Source organism: Pseudomonas oryzihabitans NBRC 102199, assembly GCF_000730625.1.
Classification (GTDB): domain Bacteria; phylum Pseudomonadota; class Gammaproteobacteria; order Pseudomonadales; family Pseudomonadaceae; genus Chryseomonas; species Chryseomonas oryzihabitans.
On record NZ_BBIT01000002.1, the window covers coordinates 30,648 to 49,978 of the forward strand.

The following is a 19,331-nucleotide window of genomic DNA, read 5'->3' on the forward strand; positions in this document are numbered from 1 at the left end:
TCCCTAGTAGTCGCTGAGCGCGTGGATGGCGAAGCTGCGGGCGTAACCGGCCGGATCGCTGCCGTCCCAGGTGCGACCGTCGAACAGGGTGCTGCTGCGCCGGGTCGGCGGTACCGCCAGCCCCAGGTCGGTGGCGGCCTGCCGGTACAGTTCGGTGCACTGCACGGCCTCGGCGATGGCCAGGTAGTCCGGCTCCTCGCGCAACAGGCCCCAGCGGCGGAACTGGGTCAGAAACCAGAGGCCATCGGAGAGATAGGGCGGATTGACCGCGCCCAGGCGATGGAAGGCCAGGGGGTGCTGGTCTTCCCAATGGCCATCGAGGCCGTCCTCGTAGTGACCGAGAAAGCGCTGGGCGAGCAGCGCCGCGTCGGTGTCCACGTAGTCGGCGCCGCTGATCAGCTGGGCGGTGCCCAGGCGATTCTCGCGACTTTCCTCGATGAAGCGACTGGCGTCGAGCAGGGTGCGGATCAGCGCCCGGGCGGTATTGGGATAGCGCTCGGCGAAGTGGCCGGTGCAGGCCAGCACCTTTTCCGGGTGGTCCGGCCAGATCGCCTGGGTGGTGGTCAGGGTGAAGCCCTGGCCGCGCGCCACGGCGGCGGCGCCCCAGGGTTCGCCGACGCAGAAGCCGTCGACCCGGCCGGCGGCCAGGTGCTCGGGCATCTGCGGTGGCGGCACCAGCGCGGTGCGCACGTCCTGCAGGGGATGGATGCCCTGGGCCGCCAGCCAGTAGTAGAGCCAGAAGATATGGGTGCCGGTGGGAAAGGTGTGCGCCAGGGTCAGCGGTCTGGCGTCCGGCTGGCGGATCCGCTCCACCAGGGAGGCCGTGTCCCGGACGCCTTCCCGGGTCAGGCTACGCGCCAGATTGAGGCTCTGACCGTTCTGCGCCAGGCTCATGAGCACCGCCATCGGCGTGGCGGGCGCGCCGCCCAGGCCGAGATGGGCGCCATAGACCAGGCCGTAGAGGCAGTGCGCGGCGTCGAGCTGGCCGTTGAGCAGGTTGTCGCGCAGCGCCGACCAGGAGGGCTGGCGGTGCAGATTGAGCGTCAGGCCATGGGGTTCGCCAAAGCCCTGGGTCGCCGCCACGATCAGCGAGGCAGCATCGCTCAGGGGCAGGAAGCCCAGGTTGAGCTCCGGCTTTTCCGGGGCGTCCGAACCCGCGACCCAGAGGTGCGCGGCGTGGGGGGAAGGCTGGGCAGGCATGGTGTCTCCGGCAACTGACAGACGCCAGGGCGCCTCTCTGTGCACCGCTATGGGCGTCTCGACTAGGGCCTGCACCATTATGGTGACAGGCGCGGCACCATCAACGGGCGCTTTCATTGCCAGGGCGCCTGCGGGACAGCGCCTTTGCAGCGGTCCGCGGCGCGGCGAACGAGGGCGACGCCGGCTGAGGTCGGTCAGAAGCGGGGCAAAACCCGCGCCAAGTCGCGGGTTGCCGGCGGTGGGACTACTTCTGTGGAATCAGCAGCAGGCGGTCGCGCCCATAGACGCGCTCCAGATTCTGCGGCTGCAGCGGCAGGCTCTGGTATTGCCCGCGGGTCCAGCCCTTGCCCGGGGTGCCGACCTGGCTCGCCTGCAGCGGTTCGGCCAGGCCGAAGTCCACCACCAGGCGCAGCGCCGGCGCCAGCCAGACCCGGTCGTTGCCGCCCCAGTGACTGGCGGTCAGGTCCAGGGTCGAGCCGTCGCCACCATAGGCGTTGCCGTCCTGGCGGTGCAGGCGGCCCCATTGCCAGCTGGCGCGATCGCTACCCAGCCGGACTTCGCAGGTGGCGACGGCCGCGGCCAGGGCGCGGGCGAAGATCGCCGGCTTGTCTTCGTGGGCGGCGGTGCTGACGTCATCCCAGTAGGGACTGTCGTCACGCGCCAGGAGGTGATCGACGATGGCGTTGTAGCCGGTGTCGCTGAGGGTGGTGAAGGCCTGCCAGGCCGGACTCCTGGTGCCACCCAGCTCGTCGGCGAAGGTCTGTTCGGCCAGGGCCTGGAGAAAGGCTTCGTAGAGCGCCGCGTCACCGGAGCCGGCGGCCAGGCGGCCGTCGAAGCCCTGCAGACGCCGCAGGGCCTCTTCCGCCTGCGGGCGCTGGCCCGCCGAGAGGGCGGCGATGGCCTGGCGCAGCGGCGCGGCGAAGCCGGGGGAGTCGAGCTGGGTCTTGAGCTTGGCGGCCAGGGTGGTGGTCTGGTCCTGCTGCAGGGCCATGGCGTCGCGGCCATCGAGGCGCGCCGAACGGCCGGCCAGTTGCGCCAGGCGCTCCTGACGCTCGGGGCCCGACCAGTTGCTGGACAGCTGCATGCCGTAGCCACGCGGTACCACGCGCTGGTTGGCGGCGCCCAGCCAGCCCTGGGCCGGATCCTGGTCATAGGGGTGCAGCATGGGATCGGCGTAGCCATCCCGGGCGTAGCGCTCGTCCCAGCCGGGCGAGGGCAGCAGACCCAGGCCGCTGCGGCGGTTGGGATAGCGCCCGGTCACCTGCCAGCCGATGTGCTCGGCATCGGCGAACACCAGATTCCAGTCGCTGGCGCGCAGGTCGCGAGCCAGTTCGAAGGCGCGCTCCACATCCTTGGCGCGGGAGAGGTCGAAAAGGGCGTCCAGGCTCTTGTCGGCTTCCAGGCGACTGCTGCGCAGGGCCAGGCCGTAGCCGTTGGCGTCCGGCGCCAGGGCCAGATTCAGCAGCGGACCGCGGGGACTGGTATAGAGCGTCTCGCGCCGCGGCTTTTCACCGCGGACGAAAAAGGTCTCCACCCGCTCGCCGGCCGGCTGCCACTGACCGCCGCTCTGCACCTGCAGGCGACCGCCCTGGCGTTGCAGGCGTTCGAGGTAGAGGTCCTGGCTGTCGCCCATCAGGGTCGCGGCGCCCCAGGCCAGCTTGCCGTTGTAGCCGTCGAGCAGCAGTGGCAGACCGGGCAGGGTGGTACCCACGGCCTCGAAGCGCGGCGCCCTCAGGGTCACCAGGGTAAAGGGCGACTGGCCGACGGCACTGACCTTGTCCACCGCGAGCAGGCTGCGGCCGCTGCGGGTGTGCCCCGGGGTGGCCGCCCAGGCGGTACCGGTGGGGCCGCCGAAGGGCGCCTGCTCCGCCAGTTGCCGCTGGACCTGCAGCAGGGCTTCGAGCCCTGGCAGCTGGCCGCGCAGATTCAGGCCGCGCAGCTTGGCGGTCTCCTCGTCCGGCAGGGGTTCGTCCGGGTAGGTGGGCAGGAGCCAGGCCAGGCGCTCGGGACCGACCTGGGTGGCCAGGGCCAGCGCCGCGGTTTCCTTGCGCAGGTCCACCGCCTGGGCGAAGTTGAGCAGTTCGAAGAGCAGGGCGCTGTCTTCGGCCTTCCAGTATTCGGCGCGGTAGTCGTGGCCATCCAGCTGGACCCGTTCGCCGGCGCGATAGAGATAGGCGTTGACCCCCCGGGCATAGACCTCGAAGAAGGCCTTCATCCGTGGCGAGGCGTTGCCGTAGGCCACCTGGGCGGCCTTGCGCAGGTCCACCGCGCGCATGAACCTGTCGCTGTCCAGGCGGCTTTCGCCGTAGGCCTCGGCCAGCCGACCCTGGGCCAGCAGGCGCAGCTCGACCATCTGCGCCAGGCGTTCGCTGGCATGGACGTAGCCGAGGGCGAACAGGGCATCGTGAAAGGTGGTGGTCTCGATCAGCGGCTGGCCGTCGGCATTGCGGCGCACCGAGGCGGTCTGCGCCAGGCCGCGCAGCGGCAGGCTGCCCTTGAGTTGCGGCTGGCTGCGGGTCGGCTGCTCTTCGCCGAGGTACTGGCAGCCGGCGAGGGCGGTCAGCAGGCCGAGGGTAGCGAGACGCAGGGGCGCGCGCGGGCGAAACAGGAGAGGCGAGACCATGAACAGCGGACACTCCGGGCGGATGGATGCGAACGGGTGGCTACGTTAGCAGGGTCCGGCGGGGGAGCAAGCCTCGGGCGAGGGGTGGCGCCTGGGCGCTGCCGACAGGTCGTCGGCAAGGGTGCCTGGCGCGGCACCAGACCGCTCAGCGCAGCGCCATCCAGATCAGCAGCGCGGCCTGGAACAGGCAGAACACCGCCAGGCAGCCGATGGCGAAGCGCAGCGAGATGTCATCGCGGCGATAGAGGGCGATGCGGTCCTCCAGCTGGCGCAGACTGGCATCGCGCTCGTCGATCACCCGGTCGCACTGCTCCAGCAGGGTGGCACCGTCCAGCAGCGACAGCAGCTGCACCTTGTCGGCATTCCAGTCCTCGCGCAGCTGGCTGACCCGGGCGGCCCGGCAGAGCTGCTGACGCTCGTCATCCGCCGCCGTCTCGACGGTGAAGCCCTGGGCGCCGAGCACGTGGTCGCGGCGCTTGCGGCTGTCTTCGTCGAGGGCGTCGCGGCGCGCCAGGGGCAGGTCCTGCACCCGGTAGTGGCTCCAGCGCAGGCGTGCCCAGGCGGCCGCCCGCGCCAGTATAAAGCGTCCCAGGCCGCGTTCTTCCGGCTCGATCTGCAGACCGCGCTCCGGGCCGAGGCGGATTTCGCCTTGGCGATGGTCGACCCAGACCTCCAGCACGTTCACCTCGCGGTGCAGCAGCTGACCGGGAATCTGCACCGTCAGCCGCAGCAGGCTTTCCTCGTCACCATGGCGCTCGACCAGGCCGAGTTGCACGAAGCGCAGCGGGCGCGCGCCGACCCGGCGATCCGCCGGCTGCGGCATCAGCCGCAGCAGCTGAAAGCGCTCCGGCGGCAGGCTGGCCCAGGGATGGGGCTCGTTGGGTGCGGCCTCGACGGCCGGTGATGCGTGATCGGGGGTGTCCACGGACGGGCTCCAGCGGGTGCGCCGCCTGGGCGCCTTTGCTGGCTTATCGGCCGGCGCGCGAGGAACCTGAGCGCGCGACGAAGGCGGTCACGCGCTCGACCAGCGCGCGGGCCAGGGGCAGGTTGGGATCGTCGTAGCTGGGCAGTTGCGCCTGGAAGTCCGCCGGGGTGATGCGCAGCATGTGGTTCATGCCGGCAATGATGGCCAGTTCCGCATCCGGTTTGGCGCGCTGCAGGGCGCGGGCATCGTCGACCTCCACCTGGATGTCATGGGTGCCCTGGACGATCAGCGCCGGCGCGTGGATGCCGGCGAAGGCCCTGGCCGGATCCTGGCGGAACAGCGAGATCAGATAGGGCTGGACGCTGGGGCGGAACAGCACCAGCAACTCCTTCGGCACCTCGGGCACCGGGGTGCCGCGCAGCAACTGGTCGATGATCCACTGGGCGCTGGCCAGGCCGGCCGGCGACAGCTTGCCCGCCAACTGCTCGCGCAGCACCACGTCGATGGGCCGGCCGCTGCCGGCCAGGGTCACTACCCCGGCGACCGGCACCTGGTCGGCCGCCAGACTGGCGATCAGGGCGCCTTCACTGTGGCCGAGCAGGATCACCGCGGAAAAGCGCGGATCGGCGCGCAGCAGCCGGATCCAGCCGACCAGGTCGTCGACATAGCGCTCCACGCTGAGGCGACTCTCGTCCGGCTCGGCGCTGCGACTCTCGGCCACGCCGCGCTTGTCGAAGCGCACGCTGGCGATCCGCTGCCGGCCCAGGGCCTCGGCCAGCCGCTGCAGGGCCGCGTTGCGCGCGCCGGGGGCGTTGCCGTTGCGATCGATGGGCCCCGAGCCGGAAACGAAGAGCACCACCGGTTGCGGCCTGTCGCTACGGGGCAGGATCAGACTGCCCTTGAGTACACCGCTGCCGGTGTCGAGCTGGAGGGGACGATAGAGCACGGGATCGGCCGCCGTGGCGAGGGCGGGCAGGGCGAGGCACAGCAGCAGGGAGAACAGCAGACGCATGGCGAGAAGGGCACCGGAGAGTTGGGGTGTGGGGGCCTATCCCGCACACAATCCGTGTAAAAGACCACGGCGCGTGTAAAATCGCCCATTCCCAATTTGAATCTATACCTTTCACCCGTAGCGCGGAGCCCTCGCATGTCCGGCAATACCCTCGGCACGCTGTTTACCGTCACCACCGCCGGCGAAAGCCATGGCCCGGCGCTGGTCGCCATCGTCGACGGTTGCCCACCCGGACTGCCCCTGGACCTCGCCGACCTGCAGCGCGACCTGGATCGGCGCAAGCCCGGTACCAGCCGCCATACGACCCAGCGCCAGGAAGCGGACGAGGTGGAGATCCTTTCCGGGGTCTTCGAGGGCGTCACCACCGGTACCCCCATCGGCCTGCTGATCCGCAACACCGACCAGAAGTCCAAGGATTACTCGGCGATCAAGGACCTGTTCCGCCCGGCCCATGCCGACTACGCCTACCACCACAAGTACGGCCTGCGCGACTACCGTGGCGGCGGTCGCAGCTCGGCGCGGGAGACCGCCATGCGCGTGGCGGCAGGCGCCATCGCCAAGAAGTACCTGGCCAGCCAGGGCATCCGGGTGCGCGGCTACATGAGCCAGCTGGGTCCCATCGAGATCCCCTTCAAGACCTGGGACAGCGTGGAAGAGAACGCCTTCTTCAGCCCCGATCCGGACCGGGTGCCGGAGCTGGAGGCCTACATGGACCAGCTGCGCCGCGATCAGGATTCTGTGGGTGCGCGCATCACCGTGGTCGCCGACGGCGTGCCGCCGGGGCTGGGCGAGCCGATCTTCGATCGCCTGGACGCCGAGCTGGCCTATGCGCTGATGAGCGTCAACGCGGTGAAGGGCGTCGAGATCGGCGCCGGTTTCGCCAGCGTCGCCCAGCGCGGCACCGAGCACCGGGACGAACTGACCCCGGAAGGCTTCCTGTCCAACAACGCCGGTGGCGTGCTCGGCGGCATCTCCTCCGGCCAGCCCATCGTCGCCCACCTGGCGCTGAAGGCCACCTCCAGCATCACCACCCCGGGGCGTTCCATCGACGTCCACGGCCAACCGGTGGATATCATCACCAAGGGTCGCCACGATCCCTGCGTGGGCATCCGCGCCACGCCCATCGCCGAGGCGATGATGGCCCTGGTGCTGATGGATCACCTCTTGCGTCACCGCGCCCAGAACGCCGAGGTGCGGGTGGGCACGCCCGTCCTACCGCAACTCTGATCAGCGGACGGACGATGCCGGTTCCCTATTGGCGGCTGTCGGGCTTCTATTTCGCCTACTTCGCGCTGCTGGGGGCCACTGCGCCCTACCTGGGGCTGTACTTCCACCATCTGGGCTTTTCCGGTACCGCCATCGGCCAGCTGGTGGCCATCCCCATGTTGATGCGGGTGCTGGCGCCCAATCTCTGGGGCTGGCTGGCCGATCGCACCGGCCGCCGGCTGAGCATCGTCCGCCTGGGCGCCGCCTGCACCCTGCTGTGCTTTTCCGGCATCTACCTGGGCCAGGGCTTCGCCTGGCTGGCGCTGATCATGGCCGGACATGCCTTCTTCTGGCATGCGGTGCTGCCGCAGTTCGAAGCCATCACCCTGGCCCACCTGCGCGACCAGCCACAGCGCTATGGGCGTATCCGCCTCTGGGGCTCCATCGGCTTCATTGCCGCGGTGGCGGGACTCGGCTGGGCCTTCGAATACGTCAGTCTGGATCTCTACCCGGCCTATCTGCTGCTGGTGATGGCGATCATCCTGCTCGCCTCGCTGGCGGTGCCGGGGGTCAAGGTCGATCCGGGCCAGCGCCCCGAGGCGCCGGCCGAGCCCTTCCTGACCACCCTGCGCCAGCCACGGGTGCTGGCCTTCTTCCTCGCCGCAGCGCTGATGCAGCTGTCCCACGGTCCTTATTACACGGTCTTCACCCTGCACCTGGAAGACCTCGGCTATGGCCGCGGCGTCATCGGCCAGCTCTGGTCGCTGGGGGTGGTCGCCGAGGTGCTGATCTTCCTGGTGATGCCGCAGCTGCTGGCGCGGCTGGCGCTCAACACCCTGCTGGTAGCCGCCTTTCTCATCGCCGCCGGGCGCTGGTTGCTGCTGGGCGCCTTGGCCGATCACCTGGCGGTGCTGCTGTTCGCCCAGTTGCTGCATGCGGCCACCTTCGGCTGCTTCCATGCCGCCGCCATCCAGTTCGTCCAGTCCCATTTCGACCGCCGCCGCCAGGGCCAGGCCCAGTCGCTCTATGCCGCCCTGTCCGGGGCTGGCGGGGCGCTCGGCGCGCTGTATGCTGGCTATGCCTGGCAGGTGTCCGGTGCCCTTGCCGCCTTTGCCGGCGCCTCCCTGGCGGCGCTGGCCGGGGCCTTCCTCATCCTCTTGTCCGTTAGGTCCAGTACGAAAAGTGCCTGCGCTTGGTGATGCTTCGTTGAAAAACACTTCGGAATGCTCATTTACCTCTCGTAAACTCCGCTTCCTCAGCGTTTTTCGCCTCGCCTGACCGTCGCTCGGCGACTTTTCGTACAGAACCAAGGAGAACCCTCCATGATCCAGCAGCGTGAGCAACTGGCCCGGGAAATCATCGACGCCGGTCGCTTCCTCTATGGTCGCGGCTGGTCGCCGGCCACCAGCAGCAACTATTCGGTACGGCTGTCCGACAGCCGCCTGCTGCTGACCGTGTCCGGCAAGCACAAGGGCCAGCTGGAGCTGGACGACATCCTCGCCACCGATCTCGACGGTGCGCCGCTGGAGCCCAAGAAGCCCTCCGCGGAGACGGCGCTGCACACCCAGCTCTATCGCTGGCAGCCGGAGATCGGCGCCGTGCTGCACACCCATTCAGTGAACTCGACGGTGCTTTCGCGCCAGCTCGAAGGGGATCGCCTGCTGCTGGACGGCTACGAATTGCAAAAGGCCCTGCACGGCGTCACCACCCACGAGGTGCGGGTGGAGATCCCGGTGTTCGACAACGACCAGGACATCCCGCGCCTGGCCGACAAGGTGCAGACCTGGCTGAACGTGCATCCCGACTGCGTGGGGTACCTGATCCGCGGACACGGCCTCTATACTTGGGGCCCGCGCATGGCCGATGCCCTGCGCCACGTGGAAGCCTTCGAATTCCTCTTCGAATGCGAACTCAAGACCCGGAGCCTGCGTCCATGAGCCGACTGACCGTCTACCACGATGCCGAACCGCGCCAGCCGCTGAAGGTGATCAGCGATGGCGAGCACATCGCCGCCACCCTGGCCGAGGTCGGGGTGCGTTTCGAGCGCTGGCAGGCCACCGCCCCGGTGGCACCCGGCGCCAGCCAGGATGAGGTGATCGCCGCCTACCGGCCGGAGATCGATCGCCTCATCCAGGAGCGCGGCTACCAGACCGTCGACGTCATCAGCATGCATCCCGAGCATCCGCAGAAGGAGGCGCTGCGCGCCAAGTTCCTCGAAGAGCACCGGCACAACGAGGACGAGGTGCGCTTCTTCGTCGCCGGGCAGGGGCTCTTCACCCTGCACATCGACGATCACGTCTACGCCGTGCTTTGCGAGAAGGACGACCTCATCTCGGTGCCGGCCGGCACCCCGCACTGGTTCGACATGAGCGAGTCGCCGTCCTTTGTCGCCATTCGCCTGTTCGACAATCCCGACGGCTGGGTGGCCCACTTCACCGGCGTCGACATCGCCCAGCGCTTCCCGCGCCTGGAGGTCGAGGCGTGACGATCAAGGCCATCCTCACCGATATCGAAGGCACCACCAGCGCCGTCAGCTTCGTCTTCGACGTGCTCTTTCCCTATGCCCGCGAGCACCTGCCGGCGCTGGTGCGCGCCCAGGCCGGGGAGCCGGCGGTGGCGGAGCAGCTCGACGCCGTGCGCGCCGAAGCCGGCGAGCTGGACGCCGACGTGGAGCGGGTGATCGCCATCCTCCTGGAATGGATCGCCACCGACCGCAAGGCCACCCCGCTCAAGGCCCTGCAGGGGCAGGTGTGGGAGCAGGGCTATCGCGCCGGCACCCTCAAGGGGCACGTCTATCCCGACGCGGTCCAGGCGCTGCGCCAGTGGCACGCGGCCGGGCTGCCGCTGTACGTCTATTCCTCGGGCTCGATACAGGCGCAGAAGCTGATCTTCGGCTGCTCGGAGCACGGCGATCTCTCCCCTTTGTTTTCCGGGTATTTCGATACCCTGACCGGCGGCAAGCGCGACGCCGCGTCCTATGCGCGCATTGCCTCGGCCACCACCCACGAGCCGGCGGACCTGCTGTTTCTTTCCGACGTGGTGGAAGAGCTGGATGCCGCGCGCCAGGCGGGTCTGCCGACCTGTGGCCTGGTGCGTGCCGGTGGCCAGCTCGGCGATCATCCGTGCGTGGCGTCCTTCGCTGACATCGATCTCGCGGCCTTCGCCTGAGAGCCTGGACAAAGGCTGCTGCGCGTCGGCCAAACGGCGTTGAAAATGGCTTCGGAATGCTCATTTACCGCTTGTAAACTCCGCTTCCTCAGCCTTTTTCGCCTTGTTTGTCTCTAGCTCGCGAGCCTTTGCCCTGGCTCTGAATACCCTCGGCCGGCGCCGCTGCCAAGCGAGCCGGCCGAACTCGACGCCGCTCTTGCCAGTCCCAATTGACGAGACCTGTGTCCTCGCAACGGGAGTCGCGACATGATCAATTCCACCATTGGCGGTGTACTGGGCTTCATCGTCTTCCTGCTCGACATCTGGGCCATCGTCAACGTCATCCGCAGTGACAGCACCAGCAACGCCAAGATCGGCTGGACCGTGCTCATCATCGTGCTGCCGGTGATCGGCCTGATCGCCTGGGCGGCCGCCGGCCCGCGCGGCAATCGCTCGGCCACCGCGCCCACCCACAAGGGTTAGCCAGCACAACACTGGAGCCTGTCACATCCAGCTCTTACAATGCCCGGCTTTTGGCCGGGCATTGCTCGTCTCGGCCTGCCACCTGCGGAGATCGACATGAGCGACTACCTGGAAACCCTCTACGACGGCTATGGCCAGCGCTTCACCGTCGAGCGCATGCTGCACGAGGTGCGCACCGAGCATCAGCACCTGGTGATCTTCCAGAACGCCGTGCTGGGCAAGGTCATGGCCCTGGATGGCGTGATCCAGACCACCGAGGCCGACGAATTCATCTATCACGAGATGCTCACCCACGTGCCCCTGCTGGCCCATCCGGCGCCCAAGCGGGTGCTCATCATCGGCGGCGGTGACGGCGGCATCCTGCGCGAAGTGGCCAAGCACCAGGGGGTCGAGCACATCACCATGGTCGAGATCGACGGTTCGGTGGTGGAGATGTGCAAGGAGCACTTCCCCGGCCATTCCGCGGGTGCCTTCGAGGATCCGCGGCTGAATCTGGTGATCGACGACGGCATGAACTTCGTCGCCAACACCACCGAGCGCTACGACGTCATCATCTCCGACTCGACCGATCCCATCGGCCCGGCCGAGGTGCTGTTCTCGGAGAACTTCTACCAGGCCTGCCATCGCTGCCTGAACGAGGGTGGCGTGATGGTGGCCCAGAACGGTACCCCCTTCCTGCAACTGGACGAGGTCAGGACCACTGCCGGCCGGATGTCCGGGCTGTTCGCCGACTGGCACTTTTACCTGTCAGCGGTGCCTACCTACATAGGGGGCGTCATGACCCTCGCCTGGGGCAGCAAGGACGTGACCTTGCGTCGGCAAGATGCCGAAACCCTGGCGCAGCGCTACAGTGATACAGGCATCCAGACCCGTTACTACACCCCGGAGCTGCATGCTGCTGCCTTTGCTCTACCTCGATACGTGCTGGAGGCCATCGGCAAGGCGTAAGCCCTGGCGGTCGCGGCACCGTTCGAGTTTTCAGCCGCGACTCGCCGGACGTCGGTAGCTACGCTTCGGCGAGAAGATCATCCGAACCAGAGGAGGGTTGTCCTATGTCCTTGTCGTTTGCCGATGATGTGAGCTTGAACCTGCTGCAGCGGATGAAGGAGGGCGGCTTCGATTTCGCCCGCTTCCATCCAATCGACTTCTTCGCCATCTTCGCCGATGAAGGCAAGGCCCGCATCGCTGCGGACCAGTTTCACGGCGAGTCCCTCAATGCCCAGGTGATGCCGCACGAAGAGGGGGGTTGGCATCTGCAGGTCAGCAAGGTGATGTTCGCCACCCACGCCACCATCGACGATTTCGAAAGCGATCTGGAAGCGGTGGTGGTGCCCCTGGGCGGCCAGCTCGACGGCTGGGGCGTGACCCAGGAAGTCAGCCGCAGCTCTGCCTGATCCAAGCCCTGCCGAGGCGGCATCCCGCCGGGGATGCCCGTCTCACCCTCTGAAATCACCCCGCCGCTCAATCATCGCACTTTCCGCCCGCCGCACCGTCTTAGGCTCATGACGGAAACGTTGCGGTGCATGCGCACGCTTACGTGCCTGGCTTTGGTGCACCGCGCGACCCGATGCCGCGCAAGAGCTTGATCTACAAGCCTCTTGCGCTGGCACGCGGCTTGCGAAGCTGCACCGTGGGTGACAAGGAGATCGGCATGAGCCGCCAACTGTATAACGAGATGTATGACGTCCAGGCGCAATGCCGACCGCACTATGGTCGCTATGCGCAATGGCTGAGCGAGACACCCCCGGAACTCCTGGCCCAGCGGCGGCGTGAAGCCGACCTGCTGTTTCATCGCGCCGGTATCACCTTCACCCTCTATGGCGACGAGCAGGGCACGGAGCGCCTGATTCCCTTCGATGCGCTACCGCGGGCCATTCCCGCCAGCGAATGGCAGATCATCGAGCGCGGCTGCATCCAGCGCGTCCAGGCGCTGAATCTCTTTCTCCACGACCTCTATCACGACCAGCGCATCATCAAGGCCGGGGTCATTCCCGCCGAGCAGGTGCTGGCCAACGACCAGTACCAGCTGGCGATGCAGGGACTGGACCTGCCAAATGGCATCTATGCCCATATCGCCGGGGTCGACCTGGTGCGCGATGGCGACGGTGCCTACTACGTGCTGGAAGACAACCTGCGCACCCCCAGCGGGGTGTCCTACATGCTCGAGAACCGCAAGATGATGATGCGGCTGTTTCCCGAGCTGTTCACCCTGGAGCGCATCGCGCCCATCGACCACTATCCGAATCTGCTGCTCGACACCCTGCGCAGTTCCACCCCGGTCAACAACCCCACGGTGGCGGTGCTCACCCCGGGGCGCTTCAACAGCGCCTACTTCGAGCACGCCTTCCTGGCCCGGGAGATGGGCGTGGAGCTGGTGGAGGGCGCCGATCTGCTGGTGCGCGACGAACAGGTGTTCATGCGCACCACCTCGGGCTTCCAGAAGGTCGACGTCATCTATCGCCGCCTCGACGACGCCTTCCTCGATCCCCTGGCCTTCAATCCGGATTCCCTGCTTGGCGTCCCTGGCCTGCTGGCGGCCTATCGCGCCGGCAACGTCATCCTGGCCAATGCCATCGGCACCGGGGTGGCCGACGACAAGTCGATCTATCCCTATGTCCCGGAGATGATCCGCTTCTATCTCAGCGAAGAGCCGATCCTCTACAACGTGCCCACCTGGCAGTGTCGCAAGCCGGACGAACTGTCCCATGTGCTGGCCAACCTGCCCGAGCTGGTGGTCAAGGAAGTCCATGGCTCCGGCGGCTACGGCATGCTGGTCGGCCCCACCGCCAGCAGCATGGAGATCGAAGCCTTCCGCGCCCGGCTCAAGGCCAATCCCAGCGCCTACATCGCCCAGCCCACCCTGTCGCTGTCCACCTGCCCGACCTTCGTCGAGAACGGCATCGCGCCGCGGCACATCGACCTGCGGCCCTTCGTGCTGTCCGGTCGCAAGACGCGCCTGGTGCCCGGTGGCCTGACCCGGGTCGCCCTGCGCGAAGGTTCGCTGGTGGTGAATTCCTCCCAGGGCGGTGGCACCAAGGACACCTGGGTGGTGCAGGACTAGATCGCCACAGAACAGTGGCCGCCCCGGCGGCCTCGCAAGGACCTTTGAAAGGCGACCCCACCATGTTGAGTCGTACCGCTGCCGATCTGTACTGGATGTCCCGCAACCTGGAGCGCGCCGAGAATCTCGCGCGGATGCTGGACGTCAGCTATTCGCTGTCGATGATGCCGCAGAGCGGGCAGGGCGGAGGCCTGGACGAGCTGGCCATGCCGCTGCTCATCACCGGCACCCTGGATGACTACCGGGAAAAGCACGGCGCTCTGCACCCCGAGCGCCTGCTGCATTTCTTCGCCCTGGACGAGCGCAACCCCGGCAGCATCTATTGCTGCCTGCAGGCCGCGCGCAGCAATGCCCACGCGGTGCGTGGACGCATCACCGCCGACATGTGGGAGAACGTCAACTCCACCTGGCTGGAGATGCGCGAGATTGCCGTCACCGGTCTGATCCGCTTCGGCATCAGCCGCTTCTGCGAATGGGTCAAGGAGCGCTCCCACCTGTTCCGCGGCGCCACCGTCGGCACCATCATGAGAAACGACGCCTATCGTTTCATCCGCCTGGGCACCTTCGTCGAGCGCGCCGACAACACCCTGCGCATGCTCGACGCTCGCTACCAGGTACTGGGGGAAGAGGAGGCGGAAGCCATCAGCGACGCCTCCGCCCGCGGCTTCTATCAGTGGAGCGCCCTGTTGCGCGCCCTGAGCGCCTTCGAGGCCTACACCGAGCTCTATCGCGATGCCCTCAACGTGCGCAATGGCGCCGAACTGCTGCTGTTGCAGGAAGACCTGCCGCGCTCGCTGCTGGCCTGCGTGATCGAACTGCACCGGGTGCTGGCCAGTCTGCCCGGCGAGAACGGCCGCGAGGCCAAGCGCCTGGCGGCCGGTCTCGAGGCGCGGCTGCGCTATACCAGCATCGATGAGGTGCTCGAAGAAGGACTCCATGCCTGGATCGGCGACTTCATCGTCCATGTCCGCCAGCTCGGCAGCGCCATCAATACCGCTTACCTGGAGACCGTATGAGACTCGCGATTCATCACGAAACCCTGTATCGCTACGCCGACCAGGTACGCGCCAGCATCCAGTACCTGCGGCTCACGCCCCAGGACGACGCCCGTCAGCGGATCCTCGGCTGGGAGCTGGCCTTGCCACGGCCGGCGCGGGCGCAGCGCGATCCCTTCGGCAACATCCTGCATGTGCTGACCCTGGATACGCCGCACGACGCCATCACCATCACCGCCAGCGGCCAGGTGGAGATCGACGAGACCTTCGAGGCGGAACCCTGCCAGGCCTCGGCCTTTCCCTTCCTGCGCCAGACCCGGCTGACCGAGGCCGACGAGGCGCTGACCGCCTTCGCCCGCGAGGTCTGCGACGGTCGCCGCGATCGCGACACCCTTATCCAGCTGATGGAGCGCCTGCACGAGCGCATGACCTATGTGCCCGGCTCCACCGAGGTGGACGGCAATGCCGCCCAGGCCTTCGCCAAGGGCGCCGGGGTGTGCCAGGACCATGCCCATGCCTTCCTGGCTTGCGCCCGCAGCCTGGGGATCCCGGCGCGCTATGTGTCCGGCTATCTGTGCACCGACGACAGCGCGCACCTCTCCAGCCACGCCTGGGCGGAAGCCTGGCATGACGGCGCCTGGTACAGCTACGACGTCACCAATCGCCTGGCCCGGCCGGAGCGGCACCTACGGCTGGCCATCGGTCTGGACTACCTGGACGCCTGTCCCGTGCGCGGCATGCGCCGCGGCGGCGGGGTGGAGCACATGGAGGCCAGGGTGCTGGTCGAGCCCTTGCAGCAGGCGCAGCAACAGCAATAATCGGCGCTGCCCATAGCAGACGAAAAGGCGGCCAGGGGCCGTCTTTTCTTTTGCTGTCGGGCGCTGTCGCGTCGACCGCTTCATCACCCGAGGTTTGCATGACCTATTGCGTCGCCATGAAACTGCAGGATGGCCTGGTATTCGTCGCCGATTCCCGCACCAATGCCGGGGTCGATAACATCGCCACCTTTCGCAAGCTGCACCTGTTCCGTATCCCTGGCGAGCGCCTGATCGTCATCCAGTCGGCAGGCAATCTGGCCACCTCCCAGGCGGTGATCAGTCTGCTGCGACAGCGCCTGGACAGCGAGCAGGACAACCTGCACGGCGTACCCACCCTGTACGACGCCGCCCGGCTGCTGGGGCAGACCCTGCGCGAGGTCCTGCAGCGCGATGCCGAGGATGCGCCCAGCGGTCACGGCCTGGACCTGAGCTGTTCCTTTCTGTTGGGTGGGCAGATCCGCGGCGCGGAGCCGGAGCTGTTCAATCTCTATCCCCATGGCAACTTCATCAGCGCCACCGAGGACACGCCTTACTTCCAGATCGGCGAGAGCAAATACGGCAAGCCCATCCTGGATCGGGCGCTGACCTTCGCGACGCCGCTGGAAGAAGCCCTGCGCTGCGCGCTGCTGTCCTACGACGCCACCATTCGCAGCAACCTGTCGGTGGGGCTACCGCTGGATCTGGTGGTCTATCCGCGTGATCGACTGGCGCAGGTCAGCAGTCATCGGATCGACGAACAGGATCCCTACTTCCAGGCCCTGCGCAAGGGCTGGGGGGAGGGGCTGCGTGATCTGCTGGCAGCCTTGCCGGCAGCGCCTGCGGATTACTGGCGCTAGGGATCAGCCAAAGAACCGCGAGAGGTTGGGGATGACCAGCACGACGGTGGTGACGATGAGGACGAAACTCGCCTGACGCCACTTGGGGACGGGATTCTTGAACATGACTCGGGGCCTTTATTGTTAGCTGTTTAGAGCCTTTACGTCTTCAGCGGGAAGCGCTTGCGCAACAGCGGCATGCAGTTACTGATACCCGCAGGCTTGAGCACTATCCAGTAGCTATAGAACATAAATTTCAGTTTTGTGGCGGTAACCGGCCAGGCGGTTATCAGAAATGTCGTACCAAGGGATTTTTCCTTTGCTTTCAGATGATTAGGAAAATGCGTGCGACGCTACCGTTGGTCGGAGGTATCAACGGTTTGGAGCGAGGGAGGAGCGACCAGCCGGTCATCCCGTGAACGGGGCAGGGCGCAGGCCCTTCCAGGTCGTGAATGCAAATGTATGAATCGATTGAAGAAAAAGCTTGCCATCGAAATCGCCTTTGCCTATAGTTGCGCGCCTCGGTGATGCAGATGCAGCCACTGAGCAAATCTGGTGAGGTGTCCGAGCGGTTGAAGGAGCACGCCTGGAAAGTGTGTATAGGAGAAATCTTATCGAGGGTTCGAATCCCTCCCTCACCGCCAGATTAAGAAAACCCCTGAGAGCCCAGCTCCAGGGGTTTTTTCTTGCCTGCGATTTGGCCAGGCCCTCCGGGGATCAGGCAGCCTGGGCAAAGGTCGCGGCGGTATCCCGGGCGTTGGGCAGCACGGCCGTCAGCTGTTCCAGGTCGATGCTGGCGAACAGCGGGCCGCTCAGGTCCTGCACCTTGCTGTCGCCGGCATTCTCGTGCAGCACCTCGGCCACGGCGACCGCCTGAGCCACGATCAGCGCATAGCCGTTGCCTTCCGGCGCCTGCAGCGGGCGGGCCTGATAGCCGATCGCATCGCGCAGCACCTGGGGCAGTTGCCAACGACGCGCCAGCTCGGCGCCCACTTCTGGATAGCCGAAGCCCAGTTGCAGGGTCTCGTCAGCGGCGCGATGGCTGCTGGCGGTGGCCCGACCGGCCAGGCTGGGGGCCAGCTCCGGCGCACCGCTCTGGATCAGCAGCTCGCCGATATCATGCAGCATGCCGCAGGTAAAGGCGGTTTCCTGGTCCAGGCCGGCCTGCTTGGCCAGCGGCTTGCACAGGCTGGCGACCAGGAAGCTGTTGTACCAGAAGGCCTGCAGATCGAAGCCGGGTGCGGCCTTGAAGCCGCCGGCGAAGGCCGAAGCCAGGACCAGGGTGCGCAGGGTGTTGAAGCCCAGGCGCAGGGCGGCGTCTTCGATGCTGGTGGATTCGCGGGCGCCGCGGAAGCGCGCCGAGTTGGCCAGGCGCAGCACCTTGGCGGCGATGACCGGGTCACGCGCCACGGTGCGCGACAGGGTTTCGATGCTGGTGTTGGGGTCGTCGAATTGCCGGATCAGGACCTGCGCCACTTCGGGGACGTTGGGCAGGTTGTGCAGCTGGGCAAAGAGGGTGTCGAGTTGCATGGGCGTCTCCGCGGAAAAGGGTTACATCTCCTTACACCCTCGTCATCGGTCGCCTGTGTGGATTTCTGTAGTCGCCATGTGACGATCGGTCGCAGCCCGGGCGACCAGGACCAGGTGGCCGCGCAGGATTGCCTTGCCGGTCAGGGACTTGCCGCACGCAAGCCAGGCTTGCCTGGCTGCGTCATTACCGTTCGTCGAGGGCGAAGTCGACCTGGCTCAGGCCCGCCGCGCTGGCTGCCAGCACCCAGCCGCGACGGTCCCAATCGCCCAGCACGATACGTTCGGCCGGCTGGCCATCGAGCAGCAGCTCATGGCGCGCGGGTCTGTGGGTATGGCCGTGGATCAGCGTGGTCACCCGGGCGGCGCGCATTTCCCGCTCGACCTCGGCCTCGGTGACATCGGTGATGTCCATGGCCTTGGCCCGGGTCTGCTGGCGACTTTCGCTGCGCAGCTTGCGCGCCAGCTGCTGGCGGCTGGCCAGCGGCAGGTGGCGCAGGACGAAGAGGGTGAGGGGGTTGCGCAGGATCCGGCGCAGCTTCTGGTAGCCCTCGTCGCGGGTGCAGAGGGTATCGCCGTGCATCAGCAGCACGCGACGGCCGTGGAAGTCGGCGATATGGCGATCCGGCAGCAGGCGGCAGGCAGCCTGGCGGCAAAAGGCCTTGCCGATGAGAAAGTCGCGATTGCCGTGCATCAGGTAGATGGCCGTGCCGCTGTCAGCCAGCTGGCGCAGGGCCGTGGCAATCTCCTGCTCGAAGGCACCCATGGCGTCGTCGCCGATCCAGGCTTCGAACAGATCGCCAAGGATGTACAGGGCCTCGGCACCGCGGGCGCGGGTTTCGAGGAGATGCAAAAACGCCCGGACCAGGTCCGGGCGTTGCGGTTCGAGATGCAGGTCGGAGACCAGTAGGATCACTCGACGATCTCGGCCTTCTCGATGATCACGTCTTCGCTCGGCACGTCCTGGTGACCGGCCTTGCTGGTGGTGGCGACGCCCTTGATGGCGTTGACCACGTCCATGCCTTCGACCACCTTGCCGAACACCGCATAGCCCCAGCCCTGGCTGGTGGGCGCGGTGTGGTTGAGGAAGGTGTTGTCGGACACGTTGATGAAGAACTGCGCCGAGGCGGAGTGCGGGTCCATGGTGCGGGCCATGGCGACCGTGCCGATCGCGTTGGAGACGCCATTGTTGGCTTCGTTCTTGATCGGGGCGCGGGTCGGCTTCTGCTTCATGCCCGGCTCGAAACCACCGCCCTGGACCATGAAGTTGCTGATCACACGGTGGAAGATGGTGCCGTCGTAGTGACCGCTCTTGACGTATTCCTTGAAGTTGGCCGCGGTTTCGGGCGCCTTGTCCTCGAAGAGTTCCAGGGTGATGACGCCGTGGTTGGTGTGCAGCTTGATCATGGCAGCGAATCCGTAGCTAAGGGGGACAGCATCCAGACCCGGCGAAGGCCTCAAGGGTTTCGCCGGGACTTGACGGGTTGGGCTATGATACGGGTTTACCTTTGCCCGGCCT

At 66.9% G+C, this 19,331-nt stretch carries 19 protein-coding genes and 1 tRNA gene; 13 read left to right on the top strand and 7 right to left on the bottom strand.

The window, feature by feature from the left end; translation table 11 throughout:
* Positions 1-3 precede the first annotated feature (3 nt).
* The 4 genes from POR01S_RS01675 to POR01S_RS01690 form a co-directional block, all read right to left on the bottom strand.
* Positions 4-1,200 carry a CmpA/NrtA family ABC transporter substrate-binding protein gene (locus tag POR01S_RS01675; protein ID WP_042133337.1) on the bottom strand — a complete coding sequence of 399 codons (1,197 nt, stop codon included), beginning with the start codon at positions 1,198-1,200 and terminating at the stop codon, positions 4-6.
* Between the two features lie 244 nt (positions 1,201-1,444).
* The gene (locus POR01S_RS01680) at positions 1,445-3,823 is read right to left on the bottom strand and encodes a penicillin acylase family protein (RefSeq protein ID WP_042133339.1); all 2,379 of its coding nucleotides are present in this window, start codon (positions 3,821-3,823) and stop codon (positions 1,445-1,447) included.
* Between the two features lie 145 nt (positions 3,824-3,968).
* Positions 3,969-4,748 (bottom strand): hypothetical protein, encoded by a 780-nt coding sequence (locus POR01S_RS01685; RefSeq protein WP_042133341.1) that lies wholly within the window; start codon positions 4,746-4,748, stop codon positions 3,969-3,971.
* Positions 4,749-4,791: 43 nt separating this feature from the next.
* Positions 4,792-5,760, bottom strand: a complete 969-nt coding sequence (locus POR01S_RS01690; RefSeq protein WP_042133343.1) for an alpha/beta hydrolase — start codon at positions 5,758-5,760, stop codon at positions 4,792-4,794.
* A 135-nt stretch (positions 5,761-5,895) separates the two neighbouring features.
* On the opposite strand from POR01S_RS01690, the gene aroC reads away from it, so the two are divergent.
* The 13 genes from aroC (at position 5,896) to POR01S_RS01755 (ending at position 16,929) form a co-directional block, all read left to right on the top strand.
* On the top strand, positions 5,896-6,987 hold the full coding sequence (gene aroC / locus POR01S_RS01695; protein WP_042133345.1) for a chorismate synthase: 1,092 nt from the start codon (positions 5,896-5,898) through the stop codon (positions 6,985-6,987).
* A 14-nt stretch (positions 6,988-7,001) separates the two neighbouring features.
* Positions 7,002-8,165, top strand: a complete 1,164-nt coding sequence (locus POR01S_RS01700; protein WP_042133347.1) for an MFS transporter — start codon at positions 7,002-7,004, stop codon at positions 8,163-8,165.
* Between the two features lie 123 nt (positions 8,166-8,288).
* A complete protein-coding gene (locus POR01S_RS01705; RefSeq protein WP_027599883.1) occupies positions 8,289-8,903 on the top strand; it encodes a methylthioribulose 1-phosphate dehydratase in 615 nt (204 codons plus the stop codon).
* Positions 8,900-9,451 (top strand): 1,2-dihydroxy-3-keto-5-methylthiopentene dioxygenase, encoded by a 552-nt coding sequence (locus POR01S_RS01710; protein ID WP_007159014.1) that lies wholly within the window; start codon positions 8,900-8,902, stop codon positions 9,449-9,451. Before POR01S_RS01705 ends, POR01S_RS01710 begins: the two co-directional genes overlap by 4 nt.
* Positions 9,448-10,134: an acireductone synthase gene (gene mtnC, locus POR01S_RS01715; protein WP_042133349.1), complete on the top strand. Its 687-nt coding sequence runs from the start codon at positions 9,448-9,450 to the stop codon at positions 10,132-10,134. The genes POR01S_RS01710 and mtnC overlap by 4 nt, the downstream gene beginning before the upstream one ends.
* A gap of 249 nt (positions 10,135-10,383) precedes the next feature.
* Positions 10,384-10,596, top strand: a complete 213-nt coding sequence (locus tag POR01S_RS01720) for a PLD nuclease N-terminal domain-containing protein (RefSeq protein WP_026083979.1) — start codon at positions 10,384-10,386, stop codon at positions 10,594-10,596.
* Positions 10,597-10,692: 96 nt separating this feature from the next.
* On the top strand, positions 10,693-11,544 hold the full coding sequence (speE, locus tag POR01S_RS01725; RefSeq protein ID WP_027599880.1) for a polyamine aminopropyltransferase: 852 nt from the start codon (positions 10,693-10,695) through the stop codon (positions 11,542-11,544).
* Positions 11,545-11,648: 104 nt separating this feature from the next.
* Entirely contained in the window at positions 11,649-11,990 is a 342-nt protein-coding gene (locus POR01S_RS01730) for a ribonuclease E inhibitor RraB (protein ID WP_007159010.1), read from the top strand.
* Between the two features lie 257 nt (positions 11,991-12,247).
* Entirely contained in the window at positions 12,248-13,657 is a 1,410-nt protein-coding gene (locus POR01S_RS01735) for a circularly permuted type 2 ATP-grasp protein (RefSeq protein ID WP_007159009.1), read from the top strand.
* 62 nt (positions 13,658-13,719) lie between these two features.
* Positions 13,720-14,673 carry an alpha-E domain-containing protein gene (locus POR01S_RS01740; protein WP_007159008.1) on the top strand — a complete coding sequence of 318 codons (954 nt, stop codon included), beginning with the start codon at positions 13,720-13,722 and terminating at the stop codon, positions 14,671-14,673.
* Positions 14,670-15,470, top strand: coding sequence for a transglutaminase family protein (locus POR01S_RS01745; RefSeq protein ID WP_027599879.1), 801 nt, complete (start codon positions 14,670-14,672; stop codon positions 15,468-15,470). Before POR01S_RS01740 ends, POR01S_RS01745 begins: the two co-directional genes overlap by 4 nt.
* Positions 15,471-15,568: 98 nt before the next feature.
* Complete coding sequence (locus tag POR01S_RS01750; protein WP_027601867.1) at positions 15,569-16,306, top strand: proteasome-type protease; 738 nt, start codon at positions 15,569-15,571, stop codon at positions 16,304-16,306.
* A gap of 533 nt (positions 16,307-16,839) precedes the next feature.
* Positions 16,840-16,929: transfer RNA gene (locus tag POR01S_RS01755), tRNA-Ser, on the top strand.
* 73 nt (positions 16,930-17,002) lie between these two features.
* On the opposite strand, the gene POR01S_RS01760 is transcribed toward POR01S_RS01755, so the two are convergent.
* From POR01S_RS01760 to POR01S_RS01770, 3 genes are all read right to left on the bottom strand, one after another.
* A complete protein-coding gene (locus POR01S_RS01760) occupies positions 17,003-17,815 on the bottom strand; it encodes an HDOD domain-containing protein (protein WP_007158998.1) in 813 nt (270 codons plus the stop codon).
* Positions 17,816-17,999: 184 nt separating this feature from the next.
* Positions 18,000-18,728: a UDP-2,3-diacylglucosamine diphosphatase gene (lpxH, locus tag POR01S_RS01765; RefSeq protein WP_042133353.1), complete on the bottom strand. Its 729-nt coding sequence runs from the start codon at positions 18,726-18,728 to the stop codon at positions 18,000-18,002.
* On the bottom strand, positions 18,725-19,219 hold the full coding sequence (locus POR01S_RS01770; protein WP_007158996.1) for a peptidylprolyl isomerase: 495 nt from the start codon (positions 19,217-19,219) through the stop codon (positions 18,725-18,727). The genes lpxH and POR01S_RS01770 overlap by 4 nt, the downstream gene beginning before the upstream one ends.
* Positions 19,220-19,331 lie beyond the last annotated feature (112 nt).